Origin of the sequence: Vreelandella hamiltonii, from assembly GCF_014651795.1 — a bacterium.
Lineage (GTDB): Bacteria > Pseudomonadota > Gammaproteobacteria > Pseudomonadales > Halomonadaceae > Vreelandella > Vreelandella hamiltonii.
Genome location: NZ_BMXO01000015.1, coordinates 68,162 through 84,662 on the forward strand (window position 1 = coordinate 68,162; position 16,501 = coordinate 84,662).

The following is a 16,501-nucleotide window of genomic DNA, read 5'->3' on the forward strand; positions in this document are numbered from 1 at the left end:
GGAGGGGCGCCATGTCCTTTGCACAAAGCGTGCTGGCCACCTGGGCACTGCTGGTTACCTGGCTGGTGTCGGCAGGTGCGCTGGGGTGGGTGCTTTGGCAGCGCCCCTGGCATCCGCTGCTGGAAGATACCGGTTTGCAGCATCGCTGGATGGCCGCGACGCTTGCCGTGATGCTGATGTGGCAGCTGCGGGCCCAGGCGGTCGATTGGTTGACCCTGCATCTGGTGTTCACGGTGCTGATGACATTGGTGTTCAAGGTGCCCCTGGCCTTGATCAGCAACCTGCTGCTCAACGTGGCGATGGTGGTGATCGGGCGCAATGCCTGGGAGCTGTTGGGGCCCAACGTGCTGGTGACGGGACTGGTGCCCGCCGTGATCACGGGGGTGGTATGGCGTATCGTGGATCGCCGCTTGCCGGACAACCTGATGGTGTTTCTGTTTGCCTGCGGTTTTTTCGGTGCTGCGCTGGCCACGCTAGGAGGCGGGCTGGCGGCCGTGGGGCTGATTCTGGTGGCGGGCACCGACCCTGAAGCGATTTATCTGGCTCAGGAGTATGCCCGCTTTTTACCCTTGCTGATGCCCTCGGAAGCCTTCATCACCGGCATGCTGCTGAGTATCTTGCTGGTCTACCACCCGCACTGGGTCGCCACGTTCAACGACCATCGTTACATCGATATGCAGTAGGCGGTGGCTTGGTCCAGTGCCCTGGCCCAGTATTTTAGCCCAGTGCCTGGCCGTTCCCGCCTCGGATGACGCCTACCCCGACGCCTTCGATATCCAGCTGTTGAGTTCTCAGGTCGATTTCGATGGGGGCGAAGTCTTCGTTCTCGGCGAGCAGCGTGACGTGATGCCCCTGGCGTTTAAAACGCTTGACCGTGACCTCGTCTTCCAGGCGCGCGACGACGATCTGACCGTCACGCACGCGGTCGGTACGATGCACCGCCAGCAGATCGCCTTCCAGAATGCCCACGTCCTTCATCGACAGGCCGCGAACTCGCAGCAGATAGTCGGCCTTGGGGGTGAAGTACTCTGCAGGGAGCGGGCAGTAACGGTCGATATGCTCCGCTGCCAGAATGGGACTGCCTGCCGCGACTTCGCCAATGACCGGCAGCCCGCTGGGCGTGGCATCGTTGGCGGCGCTGGCAGGCTCGGCTGCCGGGGGCGTGGCGTCGAGCGGCTCCTGGTTGGGCAGGCGAATGCCGCGTGACGTATTGCGAATGATGCGAATGGCACCTTTGCGCTCCAGGGCGCGCAGATGCTCTTCGGCGGCGTTGGGGGAACGAAAGCCCAGCGCCTTGGCGATTTCGGCGCGGGTAGGGGGGTAGCCAAGCTCGCCCATGGTCTTCACGATAAAATCATATACATGCTGCTGGCGTGCGGTGAGTGGGCGTAACATATCAGACTCCAAACAGTGAAAAGACAGTCGCTACATGTCCGTAAAATCAGTATGTGTTTAAGTATACAGTATGTTGCTCTGTCCAGTACATGATGAGTTGCAATCCGTACCGGGGCACGCGGCCTGAACCTTGAGCGGGATAATCGTTTGAGCCAGCAGGGGGAATGGCATACTATTCGCCAACGCGATCGCCATGTTTTAAACACCTGTTTTGGGAGGGCGCTATGGCCCAGTCGGATACGGTCACACGTATTTTGGATACGGCAGAGGTGCTCTTTGCAGAGCGGGGGTTTGCCGAGACATCACTGCGCAATATCACCAGCAAAGCGCGGGTCAACCTTGCTGCCGTCAATTATCACTTCGGGTCGAAGAAAGCGCTGATACAGGCGGTATTTGCCCGCTACCTGGACCCGTTCTCCGAACGCTTCCATACTGCGCTCGACGAGCTGGAAGCGCGCTACGAGGGCCAGGCCATTCCTCTGGAGGTGCTGCTGGAAACCATGGCCACCACCGTGCTGGCCGTGCCTGCCGAGCGGCATAGCCTGAAAGTGTTCATGCGGCTGCTGGGGCTGGCTTACAGCCAGGCGCAAGGACACCTGCGTCGCTACATTCAGCAGCAGTATGGCGATGTCTTCACGCGCTTCACGGAGCTGGTGCGGCGGGCGACCCCCGAGCTGCCAGATGCCGAGCGTTTCTGGCGGCTGCACTTCATGTTGGGCACGGTGATTTTCACTCTGTCTGGCCTGGATGCACTGCGCGATATCGCCGCCAAGGATTATCAAGAGCAGGTGACGGTACGCGACTTGATCCGACGTCTGCGCCCCGTCGTGGTGGCGGCCATGAGCGCGCCGATGCCGTTGCCCGCAGCAACCGTGGATGAGAAGCCCCATGCACACGCCCAGATTGGCTGACCTGCCGCCCGTCGAAGGTGGCTGGATGGAAATCGACACCGAGGCCCAACGCCTGCGCTGGTGGCAGGGGAGCGCGTTAGAGCATGAATGCGCCATTTCGACGGGCAAGGCCGGCGTAGGGCAAGAAGAGGGCAGTGGACGTACTCCGTTGGGTTGGCACTACATTCGAGCAGCGATTGGCGATGGGCTACCAGAGGATGCGGTCTTTCGGGGGCGTCGTTGGACCGGAGAGGTCTACTCTGCCGATTTGGCGGTCGAATTCCCCGAGCGCGACTGGATCTTGACCCGCATACTGTGGCTATGTGGCCTGGAGCGCGGTATCAATCGCGGCGGCTGTGTCGATTCCCAGCGTCGCTACATCTACCTGCACGGTACTCCCCCTGACCAGCCCATGGGCCTTGCTGCTTCTCACGGCTGTGTGCGTCTACGTAATGCCGACCTGCTCTGGCTTTTCAAACGGGCTGTGCCGGGTACGCCAGTATGGCTGCATTGACGTTGTCCCCGCTGGCATACTCCACATTTTGAAAGATCACACGGGTGGTCTAGAATGACGCCCTTTTTCCTGGACCCAGTACGATGACTCAACCTTTAGGCCCGGTCATGCTCGACCTGGAAGGCCAGACCCTGACCAAGGAAGACAAGCGCCTGCTGAAGAATCCCGCGGTAGGTGGCGTGATTCTGTTTGCTCGTAACGTGGAAAGCGCCACCCAAGTGCGGGAGCTGTGTGACAGCATTCGTCGTGTGCGCGGCGACCTGCTATTGGCCGTCGACCAAGAGGGCGGCCGGGTCCAGCGTATCCGGCAAGGCGTGACGCGCCTGCCGCCCATGGCTCGGATTGGCGACGTGTTTGCCCATGATCAGTCGGTAGGGCTGGCGCTGGCCAAAGATACCGGCTGGCTGCTGGGCATGGAAATGGCCGCCTGTGGCCTGGACATCAGCTTTGCCCCCGTGCTGGACGTGGACAGCGGTATTTCCAGCGTGATCGGGGAGCGCAGCTTCAGCCGAGACCCTCAGCACGTCGCCTTGCTGGGGCAAGCCTTCGTGCACGGATTGCATGAGGCGGGAATGGCAGCTGTGGGCAAGCACTTTCCCGGCCACGGCGGCGTGGGGGCCGATTCGCACACCGCCCTCCCTGTCGATGAGCGTCCGCTCTCGGCCATCAAGGAGCACGACCTGGTGCCCTTCAGCCAGCTTGCCACGCTGCTCAACGGCGTCATGCCCGCCCATATCGTCTACTCTGCCTTCGATTCGCGTCCGGCCGGTTTTTCGCCCAGTTGGCTAGGCATGCTGCGTGAGTCGCTGGGCTTCAAAGGGTGCATCTTCTCGGATGACCTGAGCATGGCGGGGGCTCATGAGGCGGGTGGCCCCGCCGAGCGTGCCAAGGCTGCCCTGGCAGCGGGCTGCGACATGCTGCTGATCTGCAACGACCGTGAGGCTGCGCTGGAAGTGGTGCAGGCCTGTCATGACGTATTCAACAAGCGGCCCGCCAAGCTGCGTTATGGTCGCGCGCGACCACAGCTGGAAGCACTGGCCGCGCTGGGCCGTTGGCGCAAGACCCACGCCAGGCTGGAAGCGCTGGTCGCTGACGCCAGCTAATTGACCCATAGACTGTTTTGGAGAGGCTCGATGTCCAAATTGGATAAAGAGGCGCTGGAGTCGCTGGACTCCATGCGCGAGTTGATGGACAACGCCGACTGCTTGATTTCACAGGAGCAGGTCGAGCGTGCGCTGGACCGTATGGCGGAAGAGATTACCCGTGACCTGGGCGATAAGCTGCCGGTTTTCTACTGCGTCATGAACGGAGGGTTGATCACCACCGGTCATCTGCTGACGCGTCTGGGTTTCCCACTGGAAGTGGACTACCTGCACGCTACCCGCTACCGCAATGAACTGCGCGGCGGCGAGCTGTTCTGGCGGGTCTCTCCGGAAGTCCCCATGGCGGGTCGGCATGTGGTGATCGTCGACGATATTCTCGATGAAGGCGCCACCCTGGCGGCCATCCTGGCGTACTGCAAGGAAGCCCAGGCCGCCAGCGTGACCACTGCCGTCCTGGTGGACAAGCAGCACGACCGCAAAGCGGTGCCTGGCCTGAAGGCCGATTACTGCAGTCTGGAAGTCGCCGACCGCTACGTCTTCGGTTTCGGCATGGACTACAAAGGCTACTGGCGAAATGCCCCGGGGATTTTTGCGCCCAAGGGCATGTAAAGCACTGGCCTAGCGGGGCGAGAAACGTCTTGCCAGGCCGGTTTCGGCAATCATGCGGGTGGAGATCTCCTCCACGGAGAAGCGTGTGGTGTCGATGAAAGGAATGTTCATGCTGCGGTAGAGCGATTCGGCCTGCTCGACTTCCTGCAGGCACTGATCCATGGAGCTGTAGCGGCTGTTGGGGCGACGCTCGTTGCGAATGGCCGCCAGTCGCCGAGCATCGATGGTCAAGCCGAATAGCTTGTGCCGGTGCGGTGCCAGCGCTTTCGGCAATTTCAAGTGGCCATCTTCATCCAGGTCGTCCTCGGTCAGCGGATAGTTGGCCGCGCGAATGCCGAATTGAAGCGCTAGGTACAAAGACGTTGGCGTTTTACCGCAGCGAGATACCCCCACCAGAATGATGTCTGCCTTGTCGTATTGATGGGTGCGGGCACCGTCATCGTTATCCAGTGCAAAATGCACCGAGTGGATACGGTCCATGTAGACATCGTCGCTGCCTATGGAGTGGGTGCGCCCCACGCTGTAGGAAGAGTGCGTGCCCAGCTCTTGCTCCAGCGGTTCCAGAAACGTCGAGAAGATATCGACCTTGAAGCCGGAGGCCTGGCGGATGACGTTGCGGATCTGCTGGTCAACGATGGTGTCGATGATGATGGGGCGAACACCGTCGCGCATCGCGGTGGACTCGATGATTTCGGCGACGGCCTGAGCCTTTTCCAAGGTGTCGATGTAGGGCTTGGTGATCATGTTGATGTCCACGTCACTGAACTGCGCCAACAGGCTGCGCCCCAGGCTTTCTGCCGTGATCCCCGTGCCATCGGAAATAAAAAAGGCTGTTCGTTTCATAGTCTGTCCGCCATCCTCACCCAACTGATTTACGAGCGCTCATTGTGTGCCGTGTGCCATGGCAGTACAACGTTTTCGAGTGCAGGGTTTTCGAGTGCAGGGTTTTCGTGAGCAGGGTTTGCGTGTGCAGGGTACTTGCGATTGGCCTCGCAATTGTGCTCGCGCAAACAGGTCTGCGTTCTGTCCTGACTACATAAATGCCATGTTTCCGGCCGTTGTTGTAAAAATCCTCCACTCCCTGCGCTGTTAGACCAATGGCGAATAGGGGGCCGCGATGCTAGGGTGACAGCGTGAATGGGTGTCGTCCCAACGGTTGCATCAATGTCTGAGTGAGGGGGTTGCGTGGAAGAGTACATTCTGTGGTTCGATCAGCTGGGTATGGCGGACGTCGAACGCGTGGGTGGTAAGAACGCCTCGCTTGGCGAAATGATCTCCAACCTGGCCGGTGTGGGTGTCACGGTGCCCGGCGGTTTCGCCACTACGGCCCATGCATACCGCGAGTTCCTCTCCCACGAAGGCCTCAACGACCGTATCAACGACACCCTGGCACGGCTCGACGTCGACGACGTCAAGGCGCTGGCCGAGGCTGGCAAGCGTATTCGCCAGTGGATCATCGAGACGCCGTTGCCGCCCACCTTCGAAGCGGCACTGGAGCAGGCGTACCAGCAGTTGCAGGCAAAACACCCCGGCCTGAAGGTTGCGGTGCGCAGCTCGGCAACGGCGGAAGACCTGCCGGATGCATCGTTCGCCGGTCAGCAGGAAACCTTCCTCAATATCGAAGGCCTGGCCAACATCAAGCATGCGGTTCACGAAGTCTTTGCCTCATTGTTCAATGATCGCGCAATTTCCTACCGCGTCCATCGGGGCTATGCCCACGAGAACGTTGCCCTGTCGGCCGGTGTGCAGAAAATGGTGCGCTCCGAAACCGGTGCGTCCGGTGTCATGTTTACCCTGGACACCGAGTCCGGCTACCGGGACGCGGTGTTCGTCACCGCCTCCTGGGGGCTGGGCGAGACCGTGGTGCAAGGGGCGGTCAACCCTGACGAGTTCTATGTGCACAAGCCAACGCTGGCCGCCGGGCGTCCGGCCGTGCTGCGTCGTACCCTGGGGTCGAAACTGATCAAGATGGTGTACGGCAAGGATGCCAGCGCAGGTCGTTCGGTGGAAACCGTTGACGTGCCTTACAAGGATCGCGGGCGTTTCTGTATCGACGACGAGCAGATCATGGACCTCGCCCGTCAGGCGGTCACCATCGAGCAGCATTACCAGCGGCCCATGGATATCGAGTGGGCGCTGGATGGTGATGACGGCAAGCTGTACATCGTGCAGGCACGTCCTGAAACCGTCGTTTCCCAGCAGGAGGGCGGCAAGCTGGAGCGCTTCCAGCTGCGCGAAAAGGGCCGCACGCTGATCACTGGCCGGGCCATCGGGCAACGCATTGGTCGTGGTGCGGTCAAGATCGTGCTCAGTCCTGACGAGATGGACAAGATTCAAGAGGGTGACATTCTGGTCACCGACATGACCGACCCCGACTGGGAGCCGATCATGAAGCGGGCATCGGCCATCGTCACCAACCGGGGCGGGCGTACCTGTCATGCGGCGATCATTGCCCGTGAGCTGGGCATTCCTGCGGTGGTGGGCTGTGGAGATGCCACCACGCAGCTGCAGGAAGGTAGCGACGTGACGGTCTCCTGTGCCGAGGGCGATACCGGCCATGTGTATGAAGGCCTGCTGGCCTTCGATTGCAACGTCTCCAGCGTCGATGCCATGCCGGAGATTCCCTTCAAGATCATGATGAACGTGGGCAATCCGGACCGTGCCTTTGGCTTTGCCAGCCTTCCCCACGCGGGCGTGGGGCTGGCGCGCCTGGAATTCATTATCAACCGCATGATTGGTGTGCATCCCAAGGCGCTGCTGGATTATCAAACGCTGCCGGTTGACCTTCAGCAGGTGATCGACCTGCGTACGGCAGGGTACGCCGACCCGGTCAGTTTCTACGTGGACAAGCTGGTGGAGGGGATTTCCACCTTGGCGGCGGCGTTTCATCCGCAGCGGGTGATCGTTCGCCTCTCGGATTTCAAATCCAACGAATACGAGAACCTGATAGGCGGCAAGCTGTACGAGCCAGGTGAAGAGAACCCCATGCTGGGCTTCCGTGGCGCTTCTCGCTACATTTCCGATGCCTTCCGCCCCTGTTTCGAGCTGGAGTGTCGGGCGCTGAAGCGCGTGCGTGAAGAGATGGGCTTCACCAATGTCGAGATCATGGTGCCTTTCGTACGCACCACGGATGAAGCCCGTGAAGTAGTCGAGCTGCTGGCCGCCAACGGCCTGAAGCGCGGTGGCAGCAGCGACCCTGACGGCCTCAAGGTCATCATGATGTGCGAGCTGCCTGCCAATGCGCTGTTGGCCGACGAGTTCCTCGAATATTTCGACGGCTTCTCGATTGGCTCCAACGACCTGACACAGTTGACCCTTGGGCTGGATCGTGACTCGGGCATCGTGGCCCACCTGTTCGATGAACGTAATCCGGCGGTGAAAAAACTTTTGGCCATGGCCATTCAGGCGTGCAAGGCACGAGGCAAGTACGTGGGGATTTGTGGTCAGGGGCCTTCGGATCACCCGGACCTGGCCAAATGGCTGATGGAGCAAGGAATCGACTCGGTGTCGCTGAACCCGGACGCGGTCCTCGAAACCTGGTTCATGCTGGCCGGAGAGAGTATCGCCTGAGTGGCATGACATTCGTTAGCCTGCTGTTTGATTTTGCGCCCGGCCATTGTGCCGGGCGCACGGGTTTTATAGGCTACGCTTTGTTCTGGATAACACCGCTCTGGATGACGCCGCTCTGGATGACGCCGCTCTGGATGACGGCGCCCCCGAGGCGCTGTGCGATGTCTGCCTGTGTCCTGGTTAAAAGGAGAGAAATTATGCTGCCTAAACGGGCAATCCCCCTGACGGGCCTACTACTCGTTCCTATGGTGAGCTGGGGGTTTAGTTACCAAGCCCCCGAGATGTCGCCGGAAGTAGGCTCAGGGTATGAGGAGAAGCCCGGTTGGGCCGTTGAATCCTTTGCCGTTGCTGCGGCGAACCCGCTGGCCACTGACGCGGGTTATCAAGTGCTCAAGGCCGGTGGCAACGCCATCGATGCGGCGGTGGCCGTGCAAATGGTGCTGACCCTGGTAGAGCCGCAGTCCAGTGGGATCGGCGGCGGCGCCTTCTTGATGCACTACGACGGCAGCAATGTGCAGGCCTTCGATGGTCGCGAGACCGCGCCTGCCGCGGCCACCGGTGAGCTGTTCATGGAAGATGGCGAGCCGCTGCCGTTCATGGAGGCGGTGGCCAGCGGTCTCTCTGTGGGGGTGCCGGGGGTACTGCGTATGCTGGAGCAGGCCCACGCCGAACATGGTCAACTCGCCTGGCGAGAGCTTTTCACCCCTGCCATTTCGCTGGCGGAAGAGGGCTTTGCCGTCAGCCATCGGCTGCATACCAGCCTGGCCAACGATACGGCGCTGCGCGAGGACCCGTTGGCCCGAGCGTTCTACTACGATGAGCAAGGCGAGCCGCTGGCCGTTGGTGACACATTGACCAATCCCGCGCTGGCCGCCATTTTGCGCCGAGTGGCAGAAGAGGGCAGCAGCGCGTTCCACGAAGGTGCGATTGCCGAGGATCTGGTGGCCCGAGTGCAGTCCCATCCGCAGCGTCCGGGCGAGATGAGCCTGGACGACCTCAGCGGCTATGAGCCGGTGGAGCGTGAGCCGATCTGTACGCCTTGGCAGGAGTGGGAAGTGTGTGGCTTCCCGCCGCCGTCGTCGGGTCATATCACCGTCATGCAAATCCTCGGTATTCTCGATCAGCAGCCGTTGATCGAAGCACCGCTGGATAACGGTGCTCCCAGTAGCGGTTGGCTGCATCAGTTCCTCGAAGCGTCTCGGCTGGCCTTTGCCGACCGAGGTCGCTACATCGGCGATCCTGATTTTGTCGAGGCGCCGGGAGGCGATTGGCGCACGATGCTGGCCCCTGAATACCTCAACCAGCGTAGTCGCCTGATGGGCGAAGCGTCACTGGGCGATAGCGTCGAGCCTGGCAACCCCGGTGAGCTGGAAGTGAGCTTTGCCAGCCAGCCCGAACAGCCTGAGTATGGCACCAGCCACATCAGCATCGTGGACGGCGATGGCAATGCGCTGGCCATGACCACGACCATCGAGCAAGCCTTTGGGTCACGTATCCTGGCAGACGGGGGCACGGGGCTGGCAGGGGGCTATCTGCTCAATAACGAACTGACCGATTTCGCCTTCGAGCCGGAAAGTGAAGGCCTCCCCGTGGCCAATCGCGTTGAGCCCGGCAAACGTCCCCGTTCCAGCATGAGCCCGACGCTGGTCTTCGATCTGGAAAGCGGTGAGCTGGTGGCCAGCCTGGGCTCGCCAGGTGGCGCAGCGATCATTCATTACACGGCCAGAAGCCTGGTGGCCATGCGTGACTGGGGGCTCGATGCTCAGGAAGCGCTGGATCTGCCTCATGCCATCACCTTGGGAGGCGATGTCTACCTGGAGGAGGGGCGATTCTCGGAGGAGACCGCCGAGGCACTGCGTGGGCGCGGGCATCAGGTGAGTGAGCGGGAGTTGACCAGTGGCCTGCAAGCCATCATGAAGCTGGAGGACGGCACCTTGTACGGTGGCGCCGACCCGCGTCGTGAGGGCGTGGTCATGGGTGAGTGATGTCCTTGCCCGCCGTCTCGCGCTACTGACGTAGCCAGTTGCGCAGTTTAACCAGCATCAGGCCGCCATCGCTCATGGCATGGCGGTCTTCGATCAGTTCCCTCAAGCGTTCAGGATAGTCGGTGATGATGGCATCCACACCAAGATCGATCAGCGTCGACATCCTGGCTCGGTCATTCACCGTCCAGGCATGGATTTCATAACCATACAGTGCCGCCAGACGGATTTCCTGTCGGGTAATGCGGTTATGTCGCAAGCCCAGCGCATCGAATTGACGACGGTCGAGCGTGCCGGGGAGTATCAGCTGCGCCAGTAGTGTCACCCTCAGCTCGGGCGCCCGCTGCTTGATGAAGTTGACCAGCGCGGGCGACATGGTGGCCATGCGCATTTCCAGCAGCGTATGCGGGAATCCGCAGGCGGCCATTCCATTCAAGGCATCGTGCTGGGTAGCCCAGCAGCGGTAGCGACGATCGTTTTCCTCATCCAGTTCATCCAGTACCGCTTGAGCCAGCGCTTCCTCCTGGCCCGGGAGCGGTTTCATGTCGATCATCAGCGCGGCGCGGCCCTTCACCAGCGCCAGGGTCTCGTCCAGCCCGGCGATTCGTTCGTTCTGGAAGGCATCGCCAAACCAGCTGCCCACATCGAACTCGCTCAGTTCGTCGCGGGCCAGTTCGCCAAGCTCCCTGGGGTCACCGGTGAGCCGAGCCAGCGTGCGGTCGTGGTAGAGCATGACCTGCTGGTCGGCGCTGAGACGCACGTCCAACTCGACGGCATCAGCACCATCGTCCAGTGCCTGGCGCACGGCGGCCAAGGTGTTTTCAGGCGCCACCATGGAGCTGCCTCGGTGGGCGATGATGGCGACGTTGTCGCGTATTTCGAAGCTGTTTAGTATCCACCAGGCTTGCAGTGCGGCAATCAGCAAGACGCACACTTCCAATGCCCAGGCCAAACGGCCTGTCTGTTCGCTCTCGGGAGCGGCAGGCCGAGCCTCCCGATAGGCAAGCTGCAAGTAAAGGCAGGCCGACAGCAGCGCATGGGTGGTAATACCCAGAAACGTGATGGTCAGGGTGATCAGGACATAGCCGGTCAGATAGGCCAGCATCGCCGGTACCAGGACGGCACTGTGCTCGGGCAGCCACCAGAGCAGCGGCGTGACGAGTGTGTCATAGAGCCAGGTGGTGGCAATTGGCAAGGCAATGATGACGAGCAGTAACAGCAGCACCGCCGCGCCAATGGAGCGGTGCCAGCCCCGGGTAAGGTGCACGCTGCGCTTCAAGGCCTGCAGCGGGTGGCACTGTTCCAGCGCCACCAGCGGCAGAGCCAGTAGCCAGCGCAGATACAGCCAGGCAGCCAGGCTTATCCACAGCAGCACGACCGGCAACGCACAGGCAATGAAGTACCACAGCGCCGGAGGGCGTACACGCTGTAGATAGTAGGGGTCAAGACCGCTGAGCCAGAGGTCGTATAGCCAGGCGATGGCGACCATGAAGGGGGCCAGCAGCAGCAGGTGGGCACCCACCTGCAGGATCACCAGCAGCAGCAGTGCTGGTAGGCGCCGAGTGCTGAGCCACAGGGCCTCCAGTGCCAGGCGGTAATGGTTGTTCTTGGGCCTGCTGGCCACTTGAAGCATGCCCGCTTGCTGCCAGTAGATCAGCAAGAAAGTGACCGCAAGGCCTGCCAGAAGGGTGAACAAGCCCAGGGGGCTGAACAGCAGCGCCAGTAAGGCATCGTTGGTGACCACGGTTCGGTTGAGCTGCGCCATGAATCGCTGGGAAGCCCAAGCCACCAGCGGCAACACCACGGCCGATGCCAACAGCGTGAACAGCAGGTGGTAGGCAATCAGTGGGCGCAGGTGGTCACGAAGGGTGCGAAGTAGGGCATAGCCCAGTGGCTTGAGCGGCTGCATGGTGTCCGTGGCATGAAAATGAAATATCAGGGTGGCACTATCTGCCACCACTGACAAGTCTGGCGGGTTAGCTGGGGTTAGGCGCGTTCAAGAGAGTTTGAGCGGCTGTTCGGCGACGATGATGCCGTTATTGTCGGCGTAGAGCCATTGACCCACCTGCAGCGTGACGCCTGCAAAGGTCACTGCCACGTCGCGCTGGCCTTCGCCATGTTTTTCGCTGCGACGAGGGTGGCTGCCCAGCGCTTGCACGCCCAGTGGCAGGGTGGCCAGAATGTCCACGTCTCTCACACAGCCATACATGATGACGCCTGCCCAACCGTTTTTGGCGGCTTGTTCAGCCAGCATGTCGCCCAGCATGGCGCAGCGATGAGAGCCGCCTGCATCCACCACCAGGATGGCGCCTTCACCGGGCTCGGCGACGGCCTGCTTGACCATGGAGTTGTCTTCGAAGCATTTGACGGTACGAATAGGCCCGTAAAAGTGATCGACGCCGCCGAAGTTGCCAAACATCGGCTCGAGCACCTTGACCTCAGGGTACTGGTCGCACAGATCGGGGGTAACGACGTAAGGTGTGGTCGTCATGAGGGTCTCCTGTCAGTGAGTGACGCCGCTGATAATAAAAACGCCCCGACCTGCGAAGGAAGGGGCGTTCGGTCATCGGCTCAGAGTCGCGTGGCGTCTCTGCGATGTTGCGAGCATCGGCGATGGGGCAGTAGCCGTGGCGCTTAGGCCTCTTGGGCTACTGGAATCACGTTCGAGGCGACCTTCTGGTACTCCTCGATTTCGTGGAAGTTCATGTAACGATAGATTTCGCCAGCCAAGGCGTCAAATTCGCCCATGTAACGCTGGTACTCAGCGACTGTCGGCAAACGGCCTTCCACCGCTGCGACCGCTGCCAGCTCCGCCGAGGCGAGGTAGACGTTCGCGCCATCTCCCAGGCGGTTCGGGAAGTTACGTGTAGACGTAGACACGACGGTGCTCTTGGCAGCCACACGCGCCTGGTTACCCATACACAGTGAACATCCCGGCATTTCCATGCGGGCGCCTGCACGGCCGTAAATGCCGTAGTAACCCTCTTCGGTCAGCTGGTGCTGATCCATCTTGGTCGGCGGCGCCAACCACAGGCGGGTCTTCAGGCTACCCGCAGGCTGTTTCTCCAGCAGCTTACCGGCGGCACGGAAGTGACCGATGTTGGTCATGCACGAACCGATAAACACTTCGTCGATCTTCTCGCCAGCCACGTCGGAGAGCAGGCGAGCGTCGTCCGGATCGTTGGGAGCGCAGAGAACAGGCTCCTTGATCTCGCTGAGGTCGATCTCGATGATTTCGGCGTACTCGGCATCTTTGTCCGCACGCATCAGTGACGGGTTGGCCAGCCAGGCTTCCATCCCCTCGATACGGCGGCTGATGGTACGGGCATCGCCATAACCGTTGGCAATCATCCACTTCAGCAGCGTGATGTTGGACTTCAGGTACTCGGTCACGCTCTCTTCGGACAGCGTGATGGTACAGCCAGCCGCACTACGCTCGGCCGAGGCATCGGAAAGCTCGAAAGCCTGCTCGACGGTGAGGTCTTCGAGGCCTTCGATTTCCAGCACGCGGCCGGAGAAGGCGTTTTTCTTGCCGGATTTCTCGACCGTCAGCAGACCCTGCTTGATGGCGTAGAGAGGAATGGCGTGAACCAGGTCGCGCAGCGTGACGCCAGGCTGACGCTCACCCTTGAAACGCACCAGAACGGACTCGGGCATATCCAACGGCATGACGCCAGTGGCAGCAGCAAAGGCAACCAGACCAGAACCTGCCGGGAAGGAGATGCCGAGCGGGAAACGGGTGTGGGAGTCACCGCCGGTGCCGACCGTGTCCGGCAGCAGCATGCGGTTCAACCAGCTGTGGATGATACCGTCGCCGGGGCGTAGTGAAACACCGCCGCGGTTCATGATGAAGTCGGGCAGGGTGTGGTGAGTGTCCACGTCCACCGGCTTGGGATAGGCTGCCGTGTGGCAGAAGGACTGCATGACCAGGTCGGCCTGGAAGCCCAGACAGGCCAGGTCTTTCAGCTCGTCACGGGTCATCGGGCCAGTGGTGTCCTGGGAGCCGACGGTAGACATCTTCGGCTCGCAGTACATGCCGGGGCGTACGCCGTTCAGGCCGCAGGCCTTGCCAACCATCTTCTGTGCCAGCGTGAAGCCTTTGCCGGTATCGGCAGGCTGGTCCGGCAGACGGAAAACGTCTGACGGCGCCAGTCCCAGGGACTCACGCGCCTTGCCGGTCAGGCCACGGCCGATGATCAGCGGAATACGACCGCCTGCACGCACTTCATCGAGAATCAGCTGTGTTTTCAGCTCGAAGGTGGAGAGCACTTCATCGGTGCCGTGCTTGCACACTTTGCCTTCATAGGGGTAGATGTCGATGACATCGCCCATTTCCAGCTTGGAAACATCCATCTCTACCGGCAGGGCGCCTGAATCTTCCATGGTGTTGAAGAAGATCGGGGCAATCTTGCCGCCAAAGCAGAAACCGCCGCCGCGCTTGTTGGGCACGTAAGGGATATCGTCACCGAAGAACCACAGCACCGAGTTGGTGGCTGATTTGCGCGAAGAGCCTGTGCCGACTACGTCGCCCACGTAAGCCACTGGGTAGCCTTTGGCTTTGACTGCTTCGATTTGCTTGAGCGGGCCAGTGGTGCCGGGCACTTCGGGCTCGATACCGTCACGCTCGTTCTTGAGCATGGCGTTGGCGTGCAGCGGGATGTCAGGGCGCGACCAGGCATCCGGCGCGGGCGACAGGTCGTCGGTGTTGGTTTCACCCGGGACCTTGAAGACGGTCAGCGTGATTTTTTCTTCCAGCGCAGGCTTGGAAAGGAACCACTCGGCGTCGGCCCAGGACTGCATGACGTCCTTGGCGACGGCGTTGCCATTCTTGGCGCGCTCTTCCACATCGTGGAACGCATCGAACATCAGCAGGGTGTGCTTGAGCTGCTCACCTGCTTCACGGGCCAGCTCTTCGTTATCGAGCAGCTCGACCATGGAAACGATGTTATAGCCGCCCTGCATGGTGCCCAGCAGTTTGACGGCATGGACCTTGTCGATCAGCGGCGAGGACGCCTCGCCTTTGGCCAACGCGGTCAGGAAGCCCGCTTTGACATAGGCGGCTTCGTCGACGCCCGGCGGTACCCGGTTGGTGATCAAGTCCAGAATGAACTCTTCTTCTCCGGCCGGCGGGTTCTTCAGCAGCTCGATCAGGTCGGCGACTTGTTCGGCGGTCAGGGGCTTGGCTGGGACGCCCTCTGCAGCGCGTTCCTCGACATGTTGGCGGTAAGCTTCAAGCACGTTGGGGCCCTCTCATCTTCTTGGTAGTGATCATCAGTGGTAGCAAAAGACGCCTGCACGGTAACAAGGACATCCTTCGATCACATGACATACGCTTGAGAATCAGCGTCTGGTGGATGGCTCGGATTCTACGGGAAACTGTCGACAATGTTAAGAAGTCAGGCGGGATGCCTACTTGTACTTTGTGTTGAGATGTTGAAAGCCGCTTTCCTGAGGGCGGTTTTTTTGATTAATGTGCCGTAAACATGAAAGTTTTTTACCGAGAGGCGTGTTTTTAGGTGACGGCTGGTGTGATTATCGTGATGCCGCGTTACCATGGCTGCCAAGTGAGCGCTGGCCTGTAGAGCTGGGTAGCCTCGGCAAGCATGATTCCCGTGTGGAGCGTGATTCAGGCTTGCTATACATTAGTGTCAATGCATTTTTAAGCGAGGCTGGAAGACACGTTTGTTCATCCTCGAACCAATCAGGGAACGGACGCCATTGGCGTTTATATATTGTACAATAGTGTGATAAACGCTTGGTGCTGGTGTTATGTCGATACAATTAATGGCGTTGCAAACAGCGGAACATGCGCTGCAAGTGGATGATCTGTTGCCAGAAAGTTTGCATGACTTTTTAGCTTGCCCGACCCCCGATGCCTGGTTGCAATGGGCATTGGCCAACCCGGAAACACTGCTGATCGATCACGCACAGTGTGAAAAAAAAGCGGCTTCCACGGCCATGAGCCTGCTGTATCGCTACGTGGATCAGCCGCTGCTGTTGAGCAAGATGTCGCAATTGGCCCGCGAGGAGCTGCTTCATTTCGAGCAGGTAGTGGGCTTGATGGAACGCCGTGGTGTTCCTTATCGCCATCTGACGGCGTCACGCTACGCCGAAGGCCTTAGAAAGCATTTACGCAGTCAGGATCCTGAGCGCTTGATCGACCTGTTGATCATCGGCGCTCTGATCGAGGCGCGCAGCTGTGAGCGCTTCGCGCGACTCATTCCTTACCTGGACGAAGAGCTGGCCAAGTTCTATCGCACCCTGGTCAAGTCCGAAGGGCGTCATTTCGAAGACTATCTCTTGCTGGCTCGCCAGCAGACCGATGCGCCTATCGACGAACGCATCGCCTTCTTCGTTGCTCGTGAGGCGGAACTGATCATGTCTCCAGATACGGCTTTTCGTTTTCATAGTGGCGTGCCTGCGTGATGCGCCGCTAGC

General features: G+C 60.5%; 13 protein-coding genes. 8 read left to right on the forward strand and 5 right to left on the reverse strand.

The window, feature by feature from the left end:
- The first annotated feature begins 11 nt into the window (after positions 1-11).
- Positions 12-683 carry an energy-coupling factor ABC transporter permease gene (locus tag IE061_RS14430; protein ID WP_039182194.1) on the forward strand — a complete coding sequence of 224 codons (672 nt, stop codon included), beginning with the start codon at positions 12-14 and terminating at the stop codon, positions 681-683.
- A 34-nt stretch (positions 684-717) separates the two neighbouring features.
- Here IE061_RS14430 and lexA read toward each other — a convergent pair whose 3' ends face one another.
- Positions 718-1,395, reverse strand: a complete 678-nt coding sequence (gene lexA, locus IE061_RS14435) for a transcriptional repressor LexA (protein ID WP_193461902.1) — start codon at positions 1,393-1,395, stop codon at positions 718-720.
- 224 nt (positions 1,396-1,619) lie between these two features.
- On the opposite strand from lexA, the gene IE061_RS14440 reads away from it, so the two are divergent.
- From IE061_RS14440 to IE061_RS14455, 4 genes are all read left to right on the forward strand, one after another.
- Positions 1,620-2,306: a TetR/AcrR family transcriptional regulator gene (locus IE061_RS14440; RefSeq protein WP_039182189.1), complete on the forward strand. Its 687-nt coding sequence runs from the start codon at positions 1,620-1,622 to the stop codon at positions 2,304-2,306.
- Complete coding sequence (locus IE061_RS14445) at positions 2,284-2,799, forward strand: L,D-transpeptidase (RefSeq protein WP_193461903.1); 516 nt, start codon at positions 2,284-2,286, stop codon at positions 2,797-2,799. The genes IE061_RS14440 and IE061_RS14445 overlap by 23 nt, the downstream gene beginning before the upstream one ends.
- A gap of 83 nt (positions 2,800-2,882) precedes the next feature.
- Complete coding sequence (nagZ, locus tag IE061_RS14450) at positions 2,883-3,902, forward strand: beta-N-acetylhexosaminidase (protein WP_039182183.1); 1,020 nt, start codon at positions 2,883-2,885, stop codon at positions 3,900-3,902.
- 30 nt (positions 3,903-3,932) lie between these two features.
- Positions 3,933-4,511, forward strand: coding sequence for a hypoxanthine-guanine phosphoribosyltransferase (locus IE061_RS14455; protein ID WP_096922894.1), 579 nt, complete (start codon positions 3,933-3,935; stop codon positions 4,509-4,511).
- A 9-nt stretch (positions 4,512-4,520) separates the two neighbouring features.
- Here IE061_RS14455 and ppsR read toward each other — a convergent pair whose 3' ends face one another.
- On the reverse strand, positions 4,521-5,354 hold the full coding sequence (gene ppsR, locus IE061_RS14460) for a posphoenolpyruvate synthetase regulatory kinase/phosphorylase PpsR (protein WP_016913992.1): 834 nt from the start codon (positions 5,352-5,354) through the stop codon (positions 4,521-4,523).
- 342 nt (positions 5,355-5,696) lie between these two features.
- Here ppsR and ppsA point away from each other — a divergent pair, with 342 nt between their 5' ends.
- Positions 5,697-8,081, forward strand: a complete 2,385-nt coding sequence (ppsA, locus tag IE061_RS14465) for a phosphoenolpyruvate synthase (RefSeq protein WP_039182175.1) — start codon at positions 5,697-5,699, stop codon at positions 8,079-8,081.
- Between the two features lie 197 nt (positions 8,082-8,278).
- Entirely contained in the window at positions 8,279-10,066 is a 1,788-nt protein-coding gene (ggt, locus tag IE061_RS14470) for a gamma-glutamyltransferase (protein ID WP_193461904.1), read from the forward strand.
- Positions 10,067-10,088: 22 nt separating this feature from the next.
- Here the strand turns inward: ggt and IE061_RS14475 are convergent, their stop codons facing one another.
- The 3 genes from IE061_RS14475 to acnB form a co-directional block, all read right to left on the reverse strand.
- Complete coding sequence (locus IE061_RS14475) at positions 10,089-11,972, reverse strand: glycerophosphodiester phosphodiesterase family protein (protein ID WP_373294992.1); 1,884 nt, start codon at positions 11,970-11,972, stop codon at positions 10,089-10,091.
- A gap of 87 nt (positions 11,973-12,059) precedes the next feature.
- Positions 12,060-12,554, reverse strand: a complete 495-nt coding sequence (gene rraA, locus IE061_RS14480; protein ID WP_193461906.1) for a ribonuclease E activity regulator RraA — start codon at positions 12,552-12,554, stop codon at positions 12,060-12,062.
- Between the two features lie 143 nt (positions 12,555-12,697).
- Positions 12,698-15,301 (reverse strand): bifunctional aconitate hydratase 2/2-methylisocitrate dehydratase, encoded by a 2,604-nt coding sequence (gene acnB / locus IE061_RS14485; RefSeq protein ID WP_039182164.1) that lies wholly within the window; start codon positions 15,299-15,301, stop codon positions 12,698-12,700.
- Positions 15,302-15,832: 531 nt separating this feature from the next.
- On the opposite strand from acnB, the gene IE061_RS14490 reads away from it, so the two are divergent.
- Positions 15,833-16,489 (forward strand): MiaE family protein, encoded by a 657-nt coding sequence (locus tag IE061_RS14490; protein WP_193461907.1) that lies wholly within the window; start codon positions 15,833-15,835, stop codon positions 16,487-16,489.
- Positions 16,490-16,501 lie beyond the last annotated feature (12 nt).

Bases quoted from the DNA above. Each gene is read 5' to 3' on its own strand.
- IE061_RS14455 (WP_096922894.1), top strand. From the start codon at position 3,933: ATGTCCAAATTGGATAAAGAGGCGCTGGAGTCGCTGGACTCCATGCGC.
- IE061_RS14445 (WP_193461903.1), top strand. From the start codon at position 2,284: ATGCACACGCCCAGATTGGCTGACCTGCCGCCCGTCGAAGGTGGCTGG.
- IE061_RS14490 (WP_193461907.1), top strand. From the start codon at position 15,833: ATGTCGATACAATTAATGGCGTTGCAAACAGCGGAACATGCGCTGCAA.
- rraA (WP_193461906.1), bottom strand. From the start codon at position 12,554: ATGACGACCACACCTTACGTCGTTACCCCCGATCTGTGCGACCAGTAC.
- lexA (WP_193461902.1), bottom strand. From the start codon at position 1,395: ATGTTACGCCCACTCACCGCACGCCAGCAGCATGTATATGATTTTATC.
- IE061_RS14475 (WP_373294992.1), bottom strand. From the start codon at position 11,972: ATGCAGCCGCTCAAGCCACTGGGCTATGCCCTACTTCGCACCCTTCGT.
- IE061_RS14440 (WP_039182189.1), top strand. From the start codon at position 1,620: ATGGCCCAGTCGGATACGGTCACACGTATTTTGGATACGGCAGAGGTG.
- IE061_RS14430 (WP_039182194.1), top strand. From the start codon at position 12: ATGTCCTTTGCACAAAGCGTGCTGGCCACCTGGGCACTGCTGGTTACC.
- nagZ (WP_039182183.1), top strand. From the start codon at position 2,883: ATGACTCAACCTTTAGGCCCGGTCATGCTCGACCTGGAAGGCCAGACC.
- ppsR (WP_016913992.1), bottom strand. From the start codon at position 5,354: ATGAAACGAACAGCCTTTTTTATTTCCGATGGCACGGGGATCACGGCA.
- ggt (WP_193461904.1), top strand. From the start codon at position 8,279: ATGCTGCCTAAACGGGCAATCCCCCTGACGGGCCTACTACTCGTTCCT.